Source organism: Streptomyces sp. NPDC045021 (assembly GCF_056432645.1).
Map to the genome: position 1 here is coordinate 932,375 of NZ_JBWKIQ010000001.1, position 19,611 is coordinate 951,985.

A 19,611-nucleotide genomic window follows, 5' to 3' on the forward strand; every position below is an offset into this window, starting at 1 on the left:
GTCTTACCGTGCCTCCTGGTCGCTGTCCGGGACTCGTACGGCCCATGACGGCCGCTCCGTCAGCAGTCGGCCCGTCGCGTTCTGCCGGGCCAGCCGCTCGTTGTGACCGCGCAGCGCGGTGTGCAGCCCGTCCCACAGGGTGCCGTCGGTCCTGTCCCGCGGATCGGGGTCGATCAGCACCACACCGATCACCGGAATGAGCAGGTCCGCGAGTTGCCGCGCCACGGTGTGCAGCCATGCGGTGCTGCCGTGCCCGGCACGCACGACGAGCACGGTCTGGGTACCGAGGTCCGGGAGGCCGGTCCACGCCGTGCCGGGGGCCACCGAGCCGACACCGAGTCGGCGCTCCTGATGCGACGCGGCCTCGGCACGCTCGCCGCTGACCACGGTCGGGTCTCCCGGCTTCGGGCGGCGGCCTGCGAGCTGCAGGCCGGGCAGTCCATCGATGATGACCACTGGCCCCTCCGCCATCAGTGCCTTGGCGAGGTCCAGGGAGATCACGCTCGTGCTGCGCGCACAGCCCAGTTCCAGCAGCGACACCGGTTCCGCGGAGCCGCGCACGGTACGGGCCAGGGTCGCGGTGAGCCGTTCGCGGGCCGCCCGGGTCCGTCGGCGCTGCCACCGCCTGCCCGACCGGCGGGGCAGCTCCGCGATGACCGAGGCGCCCAGGTTCGCCGCGATGTCCCGGCGCAGCACGGGGCGGTCCGCCACCACCGTGCCGACCGCGGCCACCGCGAGCCCGAGGACGAGCCCGAGGACGAGCCCGATCGCGGCGTTGGTGGCAGCGGCCCTGGGCAGGGAGTGCTGCACCGCGCGCGGGGCGTCCACGATCTGTGTGCCGGCGACGAGCTGGGGCGTGCCGATGCGTGCCTCCGCGGCGCGCTGGCCGAAATCGGTGATCCGCGAGGTGAGCTCGGCCCGGCGGGCGAAGAGCGACTCCAGGTCCGCCGACGCCGTCGGCCCACTCTTCGGCGATCCGTTTCCGATCGCCTTGTTGACCTTGGCGAGTTCCTCCCGCATGCGGTCACGCTGGTCGAGCAGGGCCTTGGACTCGGCGTTCGCGGCTTCCTGAATCCGCGACACATGGTCCGAGACGAACGCGTCGGCCAGCGCCTTGGCGCGGGCCACCGCTTCCGCGTCGCTGTCACCTGTCACATCGATCTGCAGCAGGTTGTTGGTCAAACCGACACCCGCGTAGTCCCGCATGAAGTCCTCTGGTTTTTCAGGGGAGTCGAGGGACTGCAGGGCCTTACCGGCGATTCGCGTGGTTTGCAGCAGCGCGACGTCGGTGCGGATCAGCGTTCCGGGGTCGTTCGGCTGGTCCCCCTGATGCGCGACCAGCACCTTGGTCACCGCGGCCGGCGGCGGCGGCTGCAGGACCGCCACCGCCGCGCCGAGCAGCAGCCCCAGGAGCGCCAGGGAGCACCAGAGGCGGCGGCGCCTGCGCACCGCGACCACCAGTGCCTGCAGGTCAAGGAGCGGAGTGGCTGCCGACGACTCCGAAGTCGTGCTCGTCGTCACACCGAACCTCCCGTCGCGTGACCGTGAACCGCGAGCGCCACAGTGGCGTTGTCCGGAGGGTGGCCGGCGGATGGCGTCGGACGGGCCCGGACCGTGCCGGCGACGACGATGCCGACAACCTCATGCCTGCCGTCCGCACACGCCTCGGCGATGCCGGCGAGCTCCTCAGCGGTCCAGCTGCCCGCGCTGAGCACGACCAGGGCACCGGACTCGGTGTCGCGGTCCGGCACTGTCGGCCGATCCACCGCGACCTCCACCACCCGCAGCAGCGGATCGTCCTGGGCCTCGGCGACGAGCTGCACGGCGGCCCGGCGGGCGATCTCGTCGCCGTCCGGTACGACAACCAGCAGCCGCCGGGGGGCCGGCAGCTGGTCCCGGAGGCGAGCGCACACCCGCCGGTAGCGGATCCGCGTGCCGGCCTCGTCGCCGGACCTCGGCGGGGTCGGTATGTCCCACCGGGTGTCGACGCCAAGGAGTCGGCGGATCCGGGCTCGCGGGCCACGGCCTGCTGGCTGGTGCGCGCGCCGTTCACCAGGCACGTCGACGGTGCCGAGGAGCGTCGAGCCCAGCGCCGCGGCGATCTGCGGTTCGGTGCGCAGTCGGCGATTCACCCGTGCGGCGACGAGATGGCCGATGACCGCCAGCAGGAAGAACAGCAGCGCCCCGGCGACGATGAGCTGCATCCTCGTCGGCGGCGCCTCACCGGTCGGCCGGGCCGCCGGCCCCATGACGACCATGCCGGCCTTGTTGGTCGCCGGGTCGGCCTGGTCCAGCTTCGTCATGGCCTCCTCCAGCGAGGTGCGGAGCTTCTCGAGGTCGGTGCGGGCCTGCACGCTCTCCACGGTCTGCCCCGGATCGGCCGCATTGGCCAGGTCGGTGATGCGGCGGTTGGTCTCCACCACTTTCTGCCGCAGTGCCTCGATCCCGGTAGCCGCGTCGGGGTCGGTGCTGCCGCCTGCGATCCGCGCGGCGAATTTGACGAATTGCTGGGCCATCCGGTCGGAGAGCTGCTGCGCGTGCTCCGGGGTGTCGGCCGTTCCCGAGATCTTGATGATGTTCCCGTCGGCGGCCTTGGCGCTCACCCGATCCCGCAGCTCGGTGCCGCTGACTTTGCTCCAGTCGAGAGCGGCGGCCGCGCGGTCGACCACCGTCGAACTGGTCGCAATATCCACCTGAGTCAGGAGCTCGCGCTCTTCCCACTGTCCTGGCAGCAGTACCGATGCCGACGTCGTGTACCGCGGCGGGAACAGCACCGAGGTGCCGTAGCCGACGAGCGCGCCCACCAGGGCGAGGACGGCGAGAAGCCGCCACCGTCGACGGAGAATCCACCCGATCGTGACCAGGCGGATCGTGTCATCGCTCAACGGTGCTGCCTCTTCCCTGTGCGGACTGGGTCGCCCGCCGACACCGGGGTGTGGTCACGGCACGCAGCGGCGTAGGCGGCGAGCAGCGACGCTTGCGAGTTCCGCCAGGAAAGCTGTCCGCTGATCCGCTCCTGGCCGATCTTGCCCATCTGGGCCCGCTTCTCCGGATCGTCAAGGAGCAGCGCGATGAGCTTGGCGAATTCGGCCTCGTCATTGGCGGGCGCGTAGAGGGCGGCGTCACCGGCGGAGACCCGCGCCTCCCGGAGGTCGAACGAGATGATCGGCCGGCCCATCGCCATGTACTCCAGGACCTTGTTCATGGTCGACACGTCGTTGAGCGGATTGCGCGGGTCGGGGGAGAGGCACACGTCCGCGGTGGACAGGTAGCGCACCAGGTCGGCGTCCGGAATGCGCCCGGTGAACTCCACCTGATCGGACAGCCCGAGCTGCCGGGACAGCTCCACCATCGCGTCGAAGGCGTCGCCGGAACCGACGAACACGGCGTGCCAGTCGGTCCGCCCGAGCTCGTCGCGCAGCTTCGCGAGGGCCCGCAAGGCGTAGTCGACGCCGTCCTGCGGGCCCATGACGCCGAGGTAGCACAGCAGATGGGGCTTGCCGTTCTTCAACTCCGGCTCGGGCGGTACCGGTTGGAACCGGTCGGTCTGGGGCGCGCTGCGCACCACGAAGACGTCCGCCGGTTGGCGGCCGCCACGGCGCAGTGCGACGTCCCGGTAGCTCTCGTTCGTGGCGAGCACGACGTCCGCGGCCCGGTAGGTCCGCCGTTCCAGCGCGCACACGGCGCGGTAGAGCAGATCCTCGCCGCGGTCGAACCGGGAGAGGTACAGCTCCGGTACCAGGTCGTGCTGGTCGAAGACGAACCGTGCCCCGCGCCGCTTCAGCCACAGTGCCGGCAGGAACAGCAGGTCGGGCGGGTTGCAGGCGTGGACCACGTCGACCGGGCCGACCTTGCGGGCTAGCCGGAACGTGTGCCACAACGCCGATCCGTACTCCCGCAGGTAGCCTGCCGGCCCTCCGGTGGCCGCGCGCAACGGGTAGCGGTGGATCCGCACCCCGTCGATCTCCGCCTCCGCCTCGGTGTCCCGCTTTGTCCCTTGGGGGCAGATGACGTGCACCGTCCAGCCCGCGTCGCGCAGCGTCGTGCACTCCTGCCACACCCGCCGGTCGAACGGCACCGACAGGTTCTCCACCAGGATCAGCGCGCGACGGGCCGTCCCGTCGCCGCTGACCGCGTCACCAAGCAAGGCCCACGTACCCTGGTTCGGCCCGGCGCGCGTCGGCGTCGGGAAGGTGGATGAGGTCGATGAGCACCGGTCCTTCGCCATGGGGCAGCGCCGAAAGCACGTCCGGATCCCCGGTTCCCACCAGGCACACCTCGGCGTGCTCCAGCACCTCGCCGACGGAGCCGGCGAGCAGCTGTGCGAGGTGCGGCAGCCGGTTCTCGATGTACTCGCGGTTCGCGCCGAGCAGCCGGGAGAGGTTCACGTTGGGGTCGTAGATCCGCAGGTCGTAACCCTTGCCGAAGAGTCTCTCCGCCAGCTCGACGAGCGGGCTCTCGCGGAGGTCGTCGGTGCCGGGCTTGAAGGAAAGACCGAACAGACCCACCCGACGCTTGCCGGTGCGCTCGACGAGCTCCACCGCGCGCTGCAGATGGTCGGAGTTGGAGGGCAGTACGTGGGCGAGGATGGGCACCGAGACGTCGGCCCGCCGTGCAGCGTGGACCAGACTGCGCAGGTCCTTGGGCAGGCAGGAGCCACCGAAGGCGAAGCCCGGTCGCAGGTAGGCGGGGCTGATGTTCAGCTTGCGGTCGGCCAGGAACACGTCCATCACCTGGTGCGAGTCCACCCCGAGAGCCTGGCACACCGCGCCCAGCTCGTTCGCGAAGCCGATCTTGAGTCCGTGGAACGCGTTGTCCGCGTACTTGATCGCCTCGGCCGTCGGGATCGGCACCCGGAACACCTCGCCGGGCACTCCGTCGTACAGCGCCGCCACCACGTCCCCGCTTGCCGGGTCGAGCTCGCCGATGACGGTCTTGGGCGGGTCGAAGAAGTCCCGCACGCTCGTGCCCTCGCGCAGGAACTCCGGGTTGACCGCGACCCCGAAGTCCACCCCGGCCGTGCCGCCGACGTACTTCTCCAGGATCGGTACCAGCAGGTTCAGGCAGGTGCCCGGGAGCATGGTGCTGCGGAACACGACGGTCTGCCGCCCACCCCGCTCGGCCACCGCAGCACCGATCTGCTCGGTGACCCGCTCCAAGTACGTGGTGCACAGGCTGCCGTTGGGCTCCGACGGCGTGCCCACGCAGACCAGCGACACCTCGCTGCCCATGATCGCCTCGCGGACGTCGCCGGTGGCGCTTAACGCTCCGGTCCGCACAGCCTCGGCGATGAGCTCGCCGATCCGCTCCTCGACCACCGGGGCCTTGCCGTCGTTGACCAGGTCGACCTTCACCTGGCTCACGTCCACCCCGATGACCTCGTGACCCAGGCTGGCCAGGCACGCGGCCGACACGCAGCCCACGTAGCCGAGCCCAAAGACGCTTACTCTCATGTCCCGTTCCTCCCCCCGGGCAGGCCCTTTCGGCCTGCTGTCCGTGCGCCGACCATTCGGCCTGCGGTCCGTGCGCCGACGGGACGGCGCCCCCCGCAGGCCAGCCGCTGCAGCCGCTCCGGTGACCAGTGCGGGTCCGGTGTGACCGCGACGACCCGGTAGCCGTCGCGGCGGACGTGGCCCGCGACGTCCGTCAGCCGGCCGACGACCGGCACTCCGTCCAGTTGGTCACCGTCGAGCACGAGACCGTCCGTCGTGCACACCGCCTCCACCCGCCAGCCGAGGTGCGGGAACTTGCGGGTTCGGGTGATCAGGTCGCGCACGGTGGCCAGGCTCCCGGCAGCGAGCACCGGTCTCAGGCACCGTCCTTCATTCCGCGGTTTGTGCAATCCGAGGCGGAGCAGATACCGCGCGGTCATGGTGACGAGCGCGATCGCGGGCTGTCTGATCGCTCCGTTCGCCAGACGCCCGCGCGCCGACGGAAACGGGCTGACTAATCCCCCTTGCCGCACAGAACCCCCCAGGTCCCCAGTGGCTCGACGTGTTCGCCCAACACTGTTCCTCCCCCCGGGAGGCCCCCGCCCCCCGCACTGTTGCTCCCCTCGGGAGGCCCCCGCCCCCCGCGCTGCCGCACTGTTCCTCCTCTCGGGAGGCCCCCGCCCGCATGACATCCCGGGCTATTTCAGAGCTACTTGAACAACCCACCCTGACAACAGCGGACTCACTTGTCCTGCCGGACTCTCAAGGTGCGCGGGAACCCGTCGAAACCTCGGGTGCTCCCCGCACCCAAGCCCCCCTCGCGGGCTCCAGGAATTGATCACGCCCATGTCTGGCGGCGGAGACGCAGCTGTCGGCTGCCCGCAACGTGTGACCTGGAGATCATGATTTGTCGCCTCGTATCCCACCATGTGAAGCACGGTCAGTCTAGACCCTCGGGGCCTGCCTGAAGAGAGGGATGTGTGGAATTTGTGCTCAAGATTTGAAGCTGGATCCACTGGATACAGGGATCGGTGACCGTCTGCGGGTGCCTTGATGACGAAGACGTGCCTTGTGACCTGTGGTGACGGGGTTCTCCGGGTTGCCGGTACCGGCAACCCGGAGGCGTCCTGGCGCTGCCAACTGGGCCGCGCTCAGGGCCTGTCGGAGGATCTTGTCGGCCAGCACGGGGCGGTGGATGCGGGTGTGGGCGATCGACGGCACGTAGGAACGGTATGGCCCGTTTGCGGGTGCACAGACGGTCGCAGGCGCCGCTTGACGTGGTGGCGGCGCGCTTCGGCCTGGTGCTCGCGGCGCCACTTGGACCAGTGAATTCCCAAGTCAACGGCGTCGCGGGCGGAGCCGATCAAGTTGAACAGTCCCGGACCTAAGCCAGGGTGAGCGCCACGAGGGTGGCGATACCACGCGTCGTACTTGCGCACCTGCCCTGTAGTGGTAGGACTGCGCACCGGAACGGACGCTAGGAGGACGCCCGGTGGATGAGGGTGACGTCCACCGGGTCGACGGGCTCCGCCGTTCCGTGCTCGATCAGCTGCTGGAGGGTCTCGGCGATGACACCCGGACCCGGCAGATTGAGCCGGATGGAAGTCAGCGGCGGGCGCTGCAGCGAGGCCAGCACCAGATCGTCCGCGCCGACCACGGCCACATCCTGCGGGACACCGATGCCCGCGTCCTGGAAGGCGTGCATCAGCAGCGCCGCGTACTCGTCGTTGTAGGCGAACACCGCGTCGAAGCCCAGCTCCCGCCAGCGAACAGCCAATTGGGTCACGGAGTCTTGGGTGTACGCCACCTCCACGGCGGTCACCGTCGCCATGCGCGTGGCCGCGACGCCCTGCGCTCCGGCCAGCCGCGGTTCCGCGAAGGCGCTCAGGCCGCGCTCCTGCGGCATCAGCACGGCGATGTTGCTCCGCCCCCGCGCGACGAGGTGGTCGACGGCGGCGGCGCCGATGTCCGCGTGGTCGAACGTGATGGTGTGGGCACCGGCCAGCGGACGGGCGGCGAACGCCAGCAGCCCGCGGATTCCCGCGCGGTGCAGGAGATCGGCCGCTTCCGGGGTGAAGGAGTCGCCGGAGAGAGCGAACACCGCCGCTGGCCGCAGCTCGGCCCACGCGCGGGCGGCGGTGACGGCGTCGGGGAAGCGGCCGGCATGGAGCACGACCGTGTAACCGCGCCGGTCGAGCTCGCTGTGCAGATCGTCCACCCAATCGCTGACCAGCCGGCCGATCGCCGACACCGATGACGGCATCAGCACCAGATTGCTGCGTCCGGCACGCAGCGAACGCGCGGCGGCGTGCGGGACGTAGCCCAGCTGGTCGGCGGCGGTCAGTACCCGGGCGCGGGTGCTCTCGCTGACCCGGTGCGCCTGGGTGTCGTTGAGCACGAAGGACACCGTGGCCCGGGACACCCCGGCCAGGCGCGCCACATCCGCGCTGGTGATGGTCCGTGGCGGCTGAGCGGGAGCGTCCTTGGCCATGACTTCCTTGATCAATTCCCCGGTGGTGCGCCCACGGGCACGTCAGCCCGGAGCACACAGGTTCAGAGATCAGGTTACACGCGTTATCACCGGCTCGCAGAACCGTGCAATCTCCGCGAGTCCCCCGCGAGGTCGGCGGTGGCCGTGATCACGGAGTCGAAACGCATGGTCGTACGGGACTGCTCGTCATAGCGCTCCCAGACCGGCAGCGCCGCATGGTTCGGATCGCCGGTGCGGATGAAGGAGATCCACGCCTGGTGCATGGACGCGGCGAGGCCGTCGCGCGCCGCGGGCCGGATCCCCTCCAGGAAGGGCGCGTGCGACCACTGGTCGAAGTTGTTGAAGGTGAAAGGCAGTTCCAGGCAGTGGGCGGCACCGAGCCGGCCGTCGTGCGCCGGGGTCGGGAAGTCGAACTGGTACACCCACACCGGACGTCCCTGGGCGGCCCGGCGCTCGGCCAATTTCACGCTCGGCACGCGGAACAGCTCGTCCGAGATCAGATCCATCAGCACGTCCACCGGCCGGGCGCCCGGCCGGGCCGCCGCGTAGGCCGCGTACGCCTCCGCCGCCCCCTCACCGAAGGTGTCCGCCGCCCTGCTGACCACCTGGTCCTGGGTGGCGGCGGCGTACCTCTCGTCGAGCCCGAAGCCGAAGTTGGCCTCTTCCCTGGTCCAGCCGATCAGCACGTCGATGTCGGACCCGGCGCCGTTGAGCAGCGTCTCGACGGGATGCCGGTCCATCGTCGCCTCGTCGATGACGGGCAGGAACGGTGTGGGCCAGTAGCCCCAGCGCATCGTGCGCCCGAACAGTTCCCCGCCCGCCTCGATCAGCCGCGGCCAGGGCACGGTCCGCAGGTCCGCGATGTCCTTGGCGCCGAGGATCTCCTGATAGACGGTGGTGCGTTCCAGGACTTCGGCGCGGGTCGGGACGTGCAGGCCGAACGGCGGGCTCTGCAGGATGGCGCGGTGGAACAGGGTCCTGGCCTCCGGGTGGCCGGCGAGCGCCGCCGTGGAGATGGCGCCGCCGGACTGGCCGGCGACGGTGATGTTGTCGGGGTCACCGCCGAACTCGACGATGTTCTCCCGCACCCAGCGCAACGCGGCGACCTGGTCGGTGAGCCAGAAGTTGGCGGGCTCCCCGTCCGCGTCCGAGCCGAAGGAGAGGAACCCCAGCGGACCGATGCGGTAGTTGATGGACACCACCACGAGGTCGCCGTTGCGCGCGAAGGTCTCACCGGAGTAGTTGGGCAGCGAGCCGGACCCGGAGACGAAGCCGCCGCCGTGGATCCAGACCAGCACCGGCCGGCCGGCGGTGTCGGGGGACGGCGTCCAGACGTTGAGCGTCAGGCAGTCCTCGTCGAAGGGCGGGAAGCCGTGGCCGCCGAGTACCGGGTCGCCGCCCTCCATGAACATCTGCGGGGCGCTGGGGCCGTAGGCCGTCGCATCCCTCGTCCCGCTCCAGCCCGGGTGCGGCCGGGCCGGACGCCACCGCAGGTCGCCGACGGGCGGCTCGGCGTACGGCACCCCCTTGAACACCGCGACCCCGCCCTCCGTGCGGCCGCGCAACGTGCCCGTGGACAACTCCACGACGGGCGCATCCTGGTCTCCGGCACCAACCATCAGAGGCTTCCTTCCCTGGCGGCCGACGAGCGTCGGCAGAGGCTTGGCAGCTACGGCCGAGGCGCGAAGAGACACGTGTCACTGACATCGCGGCGCGCCACGCACACGCTCGACCTGCTCCCCCTGAGGCTATGCCGCCATTTCGACGATCGTCAACCATCCTGCATATCGTGGGTGGTCCCGCGGTCGTCCGCCATGGTTACAGAGGCGCGGGGGAAGAAGCGCCGGGGATCAGCAGGCGGGGCGTGCCGGTGCCGTCGGCGGGAACGCTCCACAGGTCGGTGGTCCCGACCGCGCCCGCCTGTGGCTGGTTCTTCTTGTCCGCGCGGGAGGCGGCGTGCAGGACCAGTCCGATTCCCAGCCCCGCGACGAGGAGCACCGCCGTGGCGAGTATGAGCAGGCGGCGCTTTGGCGTCATCGGGATCCGTGCGGGTGTCGGGACAGGAGTGGCGGCGCAGCGGCGGGGAGCTGCGAGGCGACAGAAAGCGTCGGTACACACGTCACCGCGGCGGGCGTCGGTACACGGTGCCGGATCACGCGCGGCCGCCCGACGGCCGCAGCACCACGCCCGCGACGGCCGCGCAGCAGAGCAGGCCCACCGCGGATCCGGCCAGCGCCGGACCGTCTCCCCAGACGGTCCAGGCCGCGCCGAAGGCGATCGAGCAGCAGAACCGGGCCAGCGCCTGGCCGGTGCCGACCAGCGCGAGGCCGCTGGCCCGCAACTGCTCGGGGACGATGGCGGAGACCGCGGCCGGCAGCACACCGTCGGTCGCGGCGTAGAACATGCCGTGCAGCGCGAGCACGAGATAGGGCAGGGCCGGCAGGTCGGGGGCCCAGAGCAGCAGCGTGTACGCGATGAGCAGCAGGGCGTGCCCCACGAGGAACACGACGCGCCGCCCGACCCGGTCGGCCAACGTGCCGACGGGCACGGCCAGCAGGAGGAACACCGCGGCGGTGCCGAGCGGCATCAGCGGGAACCAGTACTCGCTGATGCCGGTACGGCGTTGCAGCAGCAGATAGACGAAGGCGTCGCTGACGGTGGTGAGGCCGAGCAGGGCGGCGCAGCCGGCGAGCCCGCGCAGCCGCGGCATGCGCAACAGGCGCAGCGCCTCGCGAAGGTCGACGGGTCGCTTGTCCACGACCTCGGCCCCGGCCCGCTCCCCACCCCCAGCCTCGTCCGGTGTCACCGGTTCGGCCTGCCCGGCGCGCACTTTCCCGGGGACGAACAGCATCAGGACCAGCACGCCGAGTACGGCCACGCAGGCGCTGACGCCGAAGACGGCGTCGTAGCCATCGGTCGCCGCGCGCAGGATCAGGAACGCGGCGATGGGTCCGAGTACCGCGCCGGTGGTGTCCATCGCCCGGTGCACGCCGAAGGCCCGGCCCTGGAACTCCGGTGGCGTGGACAGGGAGATCATCGCGTCGCGCGGGGCGGTGCGCAGCCCCTTGCCGGTGCGCTCCAGCGCGAGCACCACGCCCAGCGGACCCAGGCTGTGCACGAGGAGCAGCAGCGGTTTGCACACCGCGGACAGTCCGTAGCCGAGCCCGGCTATGAGTTTGTGGTTCCGCACCCGGTCGGCGAGGTGGCCGCCCGCGAGTTGGACCAGCGCGCTGACACCGTTGTAGACACCGTCGAGAGCGCCGAAGCCCAGCGGGCTGAGGCCGAGCCCCACGACGAGGTACAGCGGCAGGACGGCGGTGACCATCTCGGAGGAGATGTCGGTGATGAGGCTGACCGCGCCCAGCGCGAACACCACCGAGGAGACCCCGGGGAACCGGCGGCCGCGCGTACGGCCCGGCGCGGTGGTCGCCCCACTGGGGGCGGAGCGGTCCGCGAGATACATGCTCAGGAGCTCCAGTTGCCGGTGGCGGCGGAATCGGCGGAGGAGTTGCCGGCGCAGCCGAGGCCGTCCATGTACTCGAACGTGCGAATGAGACCTTAATGGTTGTAAGTGATGGCGGAGGTGCTTCCTGGAGAACGGGGCATTGAACAGCCGTTAACGGCCGGTCAGCCCTGTCGGCTGCTCTCGTCCCGCAGCCACGTTCCGAAGTCCTGCGACCTGATGGCCTTCCTGGATCCCCGGTGACTCCACCGCCGACCTCGCGGCCATAGTGCAGCAGACCGACACCGGAAGCACGAGCCAGCAGTCGCGGCGGACCGCCGTGTGACCGATGGCGCAAGGACGCGGGCGCGGCGCACGGGGAGGCCCGTGCGCCGGAGCCGGCGGCGCGTAGCGTGACCCTCTGCGTTGCCTGACCGGCGGGTCACGGTGAGCGTCACAACCCCGAGGAGCTGTCATGTGGCATGACCTGATGTCCGTTCAGGTGTCGATCGCGGAGAAGATCACCCGCACCGTCCTGGTCTACGCCCTGATCCTGCTCCTGTTCCGGCTGGCCGGAAAACGGGGCCTGGCGAACCTGAACACCTTCGACTTCGTCGTGATCTTCCTGCTGTCCAACGTCGTGCAGAACGCGATCATCGGGCCGGACAACAGCTTCCTCGGCGGGGTGATCGGCGCCTTCACCCTGATCGCCGTCAACGCGGCGGTGAACCGGTGGCTGGCCGGCGACCCCCGCGCGGAACGGCTGCTGGAAGGGACCCCGACCAGCGTCATCGAGGACGGCAAGCTCGTACCGCGGGCCATGCGCGAGCTGGCACTGCGGTCGAGCGAGATCGAGCACGCGGTCCGGATGCAGAACGGCGAAGCCATCTCGGATGTCGCCTCGGGCAGCCTGGAACCGGACGGCCACCTGATCATCACGCTCAAACCCGAGCAGCAGAGCGCCACCCGCGGAGACGTCGAGGCCCTGCAGGCGCGCCTGACGGCGATCGAGACGCTGCTGAAGGACCTCGCCGCCGGCCGGTCCTCGTAGCCGATCGCCTGGTCATGCACTCACGCACGAAGGCCCGTTGGCCCGGGGACTTCTCCCAGGACCAACGGGCCTTGCCGTGCGGCTCTCGTCAGCCGAGCGTCGCGATGGCGTCGTTGAACGTCTTCGACGGGCGCATCACGGCCGAGGCCTTGGCGTCGTCGGGACGGTAGTAGCTGCCGATGTCGGTCGGCGAGCCCTGGACGGCGATCAGCTCGTCGACGATGGTCCGCTCCTGCTCGGCCAGCGTCTTGGCGAGACCCGCGAACGCGCCGGCCAGCTGCGCGTCGTCGGTCTGCTTGGCCAGCTCCTGGGCCCAGTAGAGCGCCAGGTAGAAGTGGCTGCCGCGGTTGTCGATGCCGCCGAGCTTGCGGCTCGGCGACTTGTCCTCGTTGAGGAAGGTGCCGGTCGCCCGGTCGAGCGTGTCGGCGAGGACCTGGGCGCGCGCGTTGCCCGTGCTCTGCGCCAGGTGTTCGAAGCTGACCGCGAGCGCGAGGAACTCGCCCAGGCTGTCCCAGCGGAGGTAGTTCTCCTTGAGCAGCTGCTGGACGTGCTTGGGCGCGGAGCCGCCGGCGCCCGTCTCGAACAGGCCGCCGCCGTTGATCAGCGGGACCACGGAGAGCATCTTGGCGCTCGTGCCGAGCTCCAGGATCGGGAAGAGGTCCGTCAGGTAGTCGCGCAGCACGTTGCCGGTAACGGAGATGGTGTCCTCGCCGCGGCGGATGCGCTCCAGGGAGAACGCGGTCGCCTGCTCCGGGGTCATGATCTCGATCTGCAGACCGTCGGTGTCGTGCTCCGGCAGGTACGCCTTGACCTTCGCGATCAGGTTGGCGTCGTGCGCGCGGCCCTCGTCGAGCCAGAACACCGTCGGGTTGCCGGTGGCGCGGGCGCGCTTGACGGCGAGCTTGACCCAGTCGCGGATCGGCACGTCCTTGGTCTGGCACATGCGGAACACGTCGCCCGCGCCGACCGCCTGCTCGAGGACGGCGTTGCCGTCGGTATCGACGACCCGGACCGTGCCGGTGGTGGGGATCTCGAAGGTCTTGTCGTGGCTGCCGTACTCCTCAGCCGCCTGCGCCATCAGACCGACGTTCGGGACCGAGCCCATGGTCGCCGGGTCGTAGGCGCCGTGCGCGCGGCAGTCGTCGATGACGACCTGGTAGATGCCGGCGTAGCTGCTGTCGGGGATGACGGCGAGGGTGTCGGCCTCCGAGCCGTCCGGGCCCCACATGTGGCCGGAGGTGCGGATCATCGCCGGCATCGAGGCGTCGACGATGACATCGCTCGGCACGTGCAGGTTGGTGATGCCCCGGTCGGAGTCCACCATGGCCAGCTCGGGGCCCTCGGCCAGCTCAGCCTCGAAGGACGCCTTGATCTTCGCGCCCTCGGGCAGCGACTCCAGGCCCTTGAGGATGCCGCCGAGCCCGTCGTTCGGGCTCAGGCCCGCCGCGGCGAGCGTGTGGCCGTACTCGGCGAACGTCTTCGGGAAGAAGGCCCGCACGACGTGGCCGAAGATGATCGGGTCGGAGACCTTCATCATCGTGGCCTTCAGGTGCACCGAGAACAGCACGCCCTCGGCCTTGGCGCGGGCGACCTGCGCGGTGAAGAACTCCCGCAGCGCGGCGACGCGCATGACGGAGGCGTCCACGACCTCGCCGGCGAGCACGGGTACCGACTCGCGCAGCACCGTAGTGCTGCCGTCGTCGCCGTGCAGCTCGATCCGCAGCGAGCCGTCCTTGGCGATGACGGCGGACTTCTCGGTGGAGCGGAAGTCGTCGGTGTCCATGTGCGCGACGTTCGTCTTCGAGTCGGCCGTCCAGGCACCCATGCGGTGCGGGTGCGCCTTGGCGTAGTTCTTGACGGAGGCGGGGGCGCGGCGGTCGGAGTTGCCCTCGCGCAGCACCGGGTTGACGGCGCTGCCCTTGACCTTGTCGTACCGGGCGCGGACGTCGCGGTCCTCGTCGGTCTTCGGGTCGTCCGGGTAGTCCGGCAGCGCGTAGCCGATCTTCTGCAGCTCGGCGATGGCCGCCTTGAGCTGCGGGATCGAGGCCGAGATGTTCGGCAGCTTGACGATGTTGGCTTCGGGGGTCTTGGCAAGCTTGCCGAGCTCGGCGAGCGCGTCGTCGATGCGCCGGCTCTCCGCGAGGCGCTCAGGGAAGCTGGCGATGATGCGCCCGCCCAGCGAGATGTCGCGGGTCTCCACGCGGACGCCGGCCGTCGAGGCATACGCCTGGATCACAGGCAAGAGCGAATACGTTGCCAAGGCCGGGGCCTCGTCAGTGTGCGTATAGATAATGGTCGAGTCAGTCACCAGTACTCCGCTTCACGTCGACAACGTCTCGACATCAAGATATCTCGTGAGCGCCGGTACTCGAAACCGACCCCCGGGGGTCGTGGAGCCGTGCGGGCGGTGGCCGGCCCGCCGGGCACGGCATCGGCTGGCCGAAAAGGCGCCCTTGCCGCAGAGTTCGCCGCGCCAGCACACTCGCACCGGCACTCTTGCGGCGTCGGTCCACTGAACCGGAAGTCTTGCGGTGTCTTCCGGATCCAGAATTGTCATGCACCTGTCGCAACGTGCCTTCCCCCACACGAGAGGAAGACCGTTGAAGAACTTCCTGAAACCACTCAAGAGGTACGCGGCGCTGGGTGCGATCACCCTCGCCGTCTTCAGCCTCCAGCCCCTCAACGCCCAGGCGACCACCCCCACCCCTGAGCCCGGACCGTCCGTCGTCGGCGGCACCCGCGCCGCGCAGGGCGAGTTCCCCTGGATGGTCCGGCTCTCCATGGGCTGCGGCGGCGCGCTGTACACCCAGCAGATCGTCCTGACCGCCGCGCACTGCGTGAACGGCAGCGGCGCGAACACGTCCATCACCGCGACGGCGGGCGTGGTCGACCTCCAGAGCGGCAGCGCCATCAAGGTCAAGTCCACTCGCGTGCTGCAGGCCCCCGGCTACAACGGCAGTGGAAAGGACTGGGCGCTGATCAAACTCGCCAAGCCCATCAACCTGCCGACCCTGAACATCGCCGGCACCACCGCGTTCAACTCCGGCACCTTCGACATCGCGGGCTGGGGCGCCAGAAGTGAGGGCGGCGGCCAGCAGCGCTACCTCTACAAGGCCAAGGTGCCCTTCGTCAGCGACGCGTCCTGCAGCAGCTCCTACGGCGGCGACCTGATACCCGGCGAGGAGATCTGCGCCGGATTCGCCCAGGGAGGCGTCGACACCTGCCAGGGCGACTCCGGCGGTCCCATGTTCCGCAAGGACAACAACAACCAGTGGATCCAGGTCGGCATCGTCAGCTGGGGCGAGGGCTGCGCGCGAGCCGGGTACCCGGGCGTCTACACCGAGGTGAGCACCTTCGCCTCCGCCATCCAGAGCGCCGCCGCCGGGCTCTGAGAGCAGGACCCCACACGGAGGACCTCACGGAGGACCCCGCACAGGACCCCTCCTAGGACCCTCATGTACGGCCCGCCGCCCGCGCGAAGCCCCGCGCGGGCGGCGGCCCACCCGGACCCACCGCCGCAACCGCCCGATCCGGCCGCGCCGGGGCAGACTGAAGGCATGCCCGAACTGCCGGAGGTCGAGTCCCTCACCCGCTTCCTGGCCGAACACGTCGTCGGCCGTTCCGTGGCGCGGGTGTACCCGCTCGCCGTGCACGCGCTCAAGACCTACGACCCGCCGCCCGGCGCGCTCGAGGGCCTCGTCTTCGAGAGCGTGACCCGGCACGGGAAGTTCCTCGATCTCCGGGCCGGGGAACTGCATCTGGTCATCCATCTCGCCCGAGCCGGCTGGGTGCGCTGGAACGACGCACTGCCGGCAGCGCCACCACGCCCCGGCAAGGGCCCGCTCGCCCTGCGGGTGCGGCTGGCCGAACCCGACGGAGCCGGTTTCGACATCACCGAGGCAGGCACCAAGAAGCACCTCGCCATCTACGTCGTACGCGATCCGCAGGACGTGCCCGGTATCGCACGGCTCGGACCCGACCCGCTCTCGGAGGCCTTCACCCTGGCGGCCTTCGTGGAGCTGCTGAAGGGTGAGCGCCGCCAGATCAAGGGCGTCCTGCGCGACCAGGGCACGATCGCCGGCATCGGCAACGCCTACTCGGACGAGATCCTCCACACCGCCAGGATGTCGCCGTTCAAACTGGCGGCCAATCTCTCGCAGGACGAGGTGGCCCGGATCCACGCGGCGATCGGTTCGACGCTCGCCGACGCGATCGAACGGTCCAGCGGACTCGCCCTGCGGGACCTCAAGAGCGAGAAGAAGAGCGGACTGCGCGTCCACGGGCGCAAAGGCGAGCCCTGCCCGGTGTGCGGAGACACCATCCGCGAGGTGTCCTTCAGCGACTCGTCACTGCAGTACTGCCCCACCTGCCAGACCGGCGGCAAACCCCTCGCCGACCGGCGGATGTCCCGACTGCTGAAATAACGGCGCCGTTCCGTACCGCCGACCTGGCCGTCGCGGCGACGGCCGGTCCCTGCGCAGCTACCCCGTCGTCCTCGTTCTCATCGCCACTCACCGCGCGGGTCTGCCGCATCGCCGCAGGTGACAGTGGTAACGGTGTCCATTGCAGCCTTTGGCGAATACCTCGTTACTGCGCTTCACTTGCACACGCCGGACACGAACACACACCCCTGGGGGCCCTGTGAGCGACCACGAGCACCACCACGCCGGCGGCCACGCCGGCGGGTCGGGGGGCGGCCACGCGGGGCACTCGCACGGGGTGGCCGCGGACGCGGACCGGCGCTGGCTGACGATCGCCCTGGCGCTGATCGGCGCCTTCATGCTCGGCGAGGTCGTCGTCGGTGTGGCGGCGAACTCCCTGGCGCTGCTCTCGGACGCCGCGCACATGCTCACCGACGTCGTGTCCATCGTGCTGGCGCTGGTCGCGATGCGACTCGCGGCCCGGCCCGCGAAGGGCCACTACACCTACGGGCTCAAGCGCGTGGAGATCCTGTCCGCACAGGCCAACGGCATGACGTTGCTGCTGCTGTCGGCATGGCTGGCCTACGAGTCCATCCAGCGGCTGATCGCTCCGACGGAGGTCACCGGCGGCCTGGTCCTGATCACCGCCCTGGCCGGAGTGGCGGTCAACCTGGTCGCCACCTGGGCGATCTCCAAGGCCAACCGCACCTCGCTGAACGTCGAGGGCGCCTACCAGCACATCCTCACCGACCTCTTCGGATTCATCGCCACCGCCATCGCCGGGGCCATCGTGCTGACCACCGGCTTCGCCCGCGCGGACGCCATCGCCTCGCTGCTCGTGGTCGCCCTGATGCTCAAGGCCGGCTACGGCCTGGTGCGCGACTCCGCACGGATCTTCCTCGAAGCCTCGCCCGCGGGACTCGACCCCGACGTGCTCGGGGACCGACTGGCAGCCCAGGACACCGTGGTGGAGGTCCATGACCTGCACATCTGGCAGATCACCTCCGGGCAGCCGGCCCTGTCGGCCCACGTCCTGGTCCAGCCCGGCGGCGACTGCCACGCCGTACGGCGCCACCTGCAGCGCCTGCTCCAGGACGAGTACGGGGTCGATCACGCGACCTTGCAGGTCGACCACCTCGGCGAGGACAGCACCGAGCTCCTGCAGATCACCACACCTGCGGCCGAGGGCCAGGAGTCCGGCTGCGACGACGCCCACGGCCCCGTCCACCGGCCCGGCCCGCACGCCCACTGACCGGGCCGGGCGGAGACCGGTCGTGGCAGAGACCGGTCAGGCGGAGACCGGTCGGGGCAGAACCCGGTCGGGCGCGGATGGCGGTCAGCCCACCGGCCAGCCGGCCAGCGCCGCGGCCACACCGAGCGCTCCCGCTCCCATCAGTGCGCTGACGACTCCGCGGCGGGCAGCCAGCAGCCACAGCGCGGCGGCCGCCAGAACGGCGTACTGCCAGCCGTTGCGCAGGGCCAGCGCGAGCGGGATCGCGGATCCGGCGATGGCGCCGATCACGGCCGGGCCGGCGCCGGCGAAGAACGCCTGCATCCGCTCGCTGGAGCGCACCCCGTCGAAGTGCCGCCCACCGAGGATCACGAACAGGAACGACGGGGCGAACGCCACCGCGGCGGCCAGCAGACCGCCCCACACTCCCGCCGCCGCGTACCCGACCACGGCGACGGTCTGCACGACCGGGCCGGGGGTGATCTGGCCGAGGGCGACGGCGTTGAGGAACTGGCCGTCGGTCATCCAGTGGTAGTGGTCGACGGCGTCCGCCTGCATCAGCGGAATGATCACGAACCCGCCGCCGTACGACAGGGCTCCGACCTTGAGCGCCACCCATGCCAGCGCCAGCACCCCAGAGCCGAGCACCGGTGCGGCCGCCACGACCGGCCACGACGCTACGCGTCGCCCGACGCGCCGGTCGTTCCGCCGGCCGCGGGAACGTACCGCGATCTCCACCAGCCCCGCGCCGAGCAGGACCAGCACGAGCCACGGCCCGGTCAGAGCGGCAGCCGTACCGCCCGCCAGCGCGTACCCGAGCCAGCGGACCCGAGCGGAACGTACCGTCCCCGCACGTGCCGTCCCCGCACGCTTCCAGCTGGCGGGAGCCAACGACCAGGCGGCGTGCACGGCAACGGCGGCGACGGCGGACCCGGCTCCCGCGGCCGCCCCGCGCACCCACAGCGGCGGGTTCCCGGACAGGAACAGCGCGGCGAGGGCCAGGATCAGTGCCAGGCCCGGCAGGATGAAACTCAGACCGCCGACCAGCGCCCCAGGCAGGCCGCGCAGGCGCCAGGCGGTGAGGATCGCCAGCTGGGTGGAGGCCGGGCCCGGCAACAGGTTCGTCGCGGTGATCGAGTCCTCGAACTCCTCCGCCGGGATCCAGTCGCGGCGCTCCACGCACAGCTGCCGCAGCAGGGCGATGTGGGTCGGCGGCCCGCCGAAGCCGATGCAGCCGATCCGCCCCCACTCCCGCGCGATCGTGCCCAGCCCCACCCGGCCCGCGCTCGCGCCCGCGCCTGTGCCCGTGCTCCGGTCCACCGTCACTCGTCGCCAGCCCCTCACGTCTTCGGCTCGTACGGCGCCGTGACCCTATCGGACCCCGATGACCTCACGGTGCTGCCGGCCGTCTCGACGGCGGCCACCTTGCCGCGTCGGAGGAGTGGAAACGAATTCGGCCATCCGTCCGCGATCTGCGAAGGGATGGCCGAATCGGCTGCGGATTTCTCGGGGAGCGGTCAGCTGATCAGGCCGCCGGTCTTGA

The 19,611-nt window shown here is 70.6% G+C and carries 14 protein-coding genes and 1 pseudogene; 4 read left to right on the forward strand and 11 right to left on the reverse strand.

From position 1 onward, the window contains the following. Positions 1-3 precede the first annotated feature (3 nt). The 9 genes and pseudogenes from AC07DC_RS04155 to AC07DC_RS04195 form a co-directional block, all read right to left on the reverse strand. Entirely contained in the window at positions 4-1,521 is a 1,518-nt protein-coding gene (locus tag AC07DC_RS04155) for a Wzz/FepE/Etk N-terminal domain-containing protein (RefSeq protein ID WP_478911615.1), read from the reverse strand. Further along, the gene (locus tag AC07DC_RS04160) at positions 1,518-2,885 is read right to left on the reverse strand and encodes a Wzz/FepE/Etk N-terminal domain-containing protein (protein WP_478911617.1); all 1,368 of its coding nucleotides are present in this window, start codon (positions 2,883-2,885) and stop codon (positions 1,518-1,520) included. Before AC07DC_RS04160 ends, AC07DC_RS04155 begins: the two co-directional genes overlap by 4 nt. After that, on the reverse strand, positions 2,882-4,147 hold the full coding sequence (locus AC07DC_RS04165) for a glycosyltransferase family 4 protein (protein WP_478911619.1): 1,266 nt from the start codon (positions 4,145-4,147) through the stop codon (positions 2,882-2,884). Before AC07DC_RS04165 ends, AC07DC_RS04160 begins: the two co-directional genes overlap by 4 nt. Continuing rightward, positions 4,137-5,453 carry a nucleotide sugar dehydrogenase gene (locus AC07DC_RS04170; protein ID WP_478911621.1) on the reverse strand — a complete coding sequence of 439 codons (1,317 nt, stop codon included), beginning with the start codon at positions 5,451-5,453 and terminating at the stop codon, positions 4,137-4,139. The genes AC07DC_RS04165 and AC07DC_RS04170 overlap by 11 nt, the downstream gene beginning before the upstream one ends. A 98-nt stretch (positions 5,454-5,551) precedes the next feature. Next, positions 5,552-5,893, reverse strand: a pseudogene (locus AC07DC_RS04175) (nucleoside-diphosphate sugar epimerase/dehydratase); the annotation flags it as partial. Positions 5,894-6,909: 1,016 nt separating this feature from the next. Further along, the gene (locus AC07DC_RS04180) at positions 6,910-7,923 is read right to left on the reverse strand and encodes a LacI family DNA-binding transcriptional regulator (protein ID WP_478911623.1); all 1,014 of its coding nucleotides are present in this window, start codon (positions 7,921-7,923) and stop codon (positions 6,910-6,912) included. Positions 7,924-8,009: 86 nt separating this feature from the next. After that, positions 8,010-9,542 (reverse strand): carboxylesterase/lipase family protein, encoded by a 1,533-nt coding sequence (locus AC07DC_RS04185; RefSeq protein WP_478911625.1) that lies wholly within the window; start codon positions 9,540-9,542, stop codon positions 8,010-8,012. Between the two features lie 199 nt (positions 9,543-9,741). Beyond that, entirely contained in the window at positions 9,742-9,960 is a 219-nt protein-coding gene (locus tag AC07DC_RS04190; RefSeq protein ID WP_478911627.1) for a hypothetical protein, read from the reverse strand. A 115-nt stretch (positions 9,961-10,075) separates the two neighbouring features. Next, complete coding sequence (locus AC07DC_RS04195; protein WP_478911629.1) at positions 10,076-11,386, reverse strand: MFS transporter; 1,311 nt, start codon at positions 11,384-11,386, stop codon at positions 10,076-10,078. A 454-nt stretch (positions 11,387-11,840) separates the two neighbouring features. Between AC07DC_RS04195 and AC07DC_RS04200 the strand changes: the two genes are divergently transcribed. Then, positions 11,841-12,416: a DUF421 domain-containing protein gene (locus AC07DC_RS04200; protein ID WP_478911631.1), complete on the forward strand. Its 576-nt coding sequence runs from the start codon at positions 11,841-11,843 to the stop codon at positions 12,414-12,416. Between the two features lie 88 nt (positions 12,417-12,504). Here AC07DC_RS04200 and AC07DC_RS04205 read toward each other — a convergent pair whose 3' ends face one another. Continuing rightward, positions 12,505-14,724 (reverse strand): NADP-dependent isocitrate dehydrogenase, encoded by a 2,220-nt coding sequence (locus tag AC07DC_RS04205; protein ID WP_478911633.1) that lies wholly within the window; start codon positions 14,722-14,724, stop codon positions 12,505-12,507. Between the two features lie 247 nt (positions 14,725-14,971). Here AC07DC_RS04205 and AC07DC_RS04210 point away from each other — a divergent pair, with 247 nt between their 5' ends. From AC07DC_RS04210 to AC07DC_RS04220, 3 genes are all read left to right on the forward strand, one after another. Next, positions 14,972-15,808 carry a S1 family peptidase gene (locus AC07DC_RS04210; protein ID WP_478911635.1) on the forward strand — a complete coding sequence of 279 codons (837 nt, stop codon included), beginning with the start codon at positions 14,972-14,974 and terminating at the stop codon, positions 15,806-15,808. Positions 15,809-15,973: 165 nt separating this feature from the next. Next, positions 15,974-16,840, forward strand: coding sequence for an Fpg/Nei family DNA glycosylase (locus AC07DC_RS04215; RefSeq protein WP_478911637.1), 867 nt, complete (start codon positions 15,974-15,976; stop codon positions 16,838-16,840). 217 nt (positions 16,841-17,057) lie between these two features. Then, positions 17,058-18,089 carry a cation diffusion facilitator family transporter gene (locus tag AC07DC_RS04220; RefSeq protein WP_478911639.1) on the forward strand — a complete coding sequence of 344 codons (1,032 nt, stop codon included), beginning with the start codon at positions 17,058-17,060 and terminating at the stop codon, positions 18,087-18,089. An 84-nt stretch (positions 18,090-18,173) separates the two neighbouring features. Here the strand turns inward: AC07DC_RS04220 and chrA are convergent, their stop codons facing one another. Then, the gene (gene chrA, locus AC07DC_RS04225) at positions 18,174-19,388 is read right to left on the reverse strand and encodes a chromate efflux transporter (protein ID WP_478911641.1); all 1,215 of its coding nucleotides are present in this window, start codon (positions 19,386-19,388) and stop codon (positions 18,174-18,176) included. Positions 19,389-19,611 lie beyond the last annotated feature (223 nt).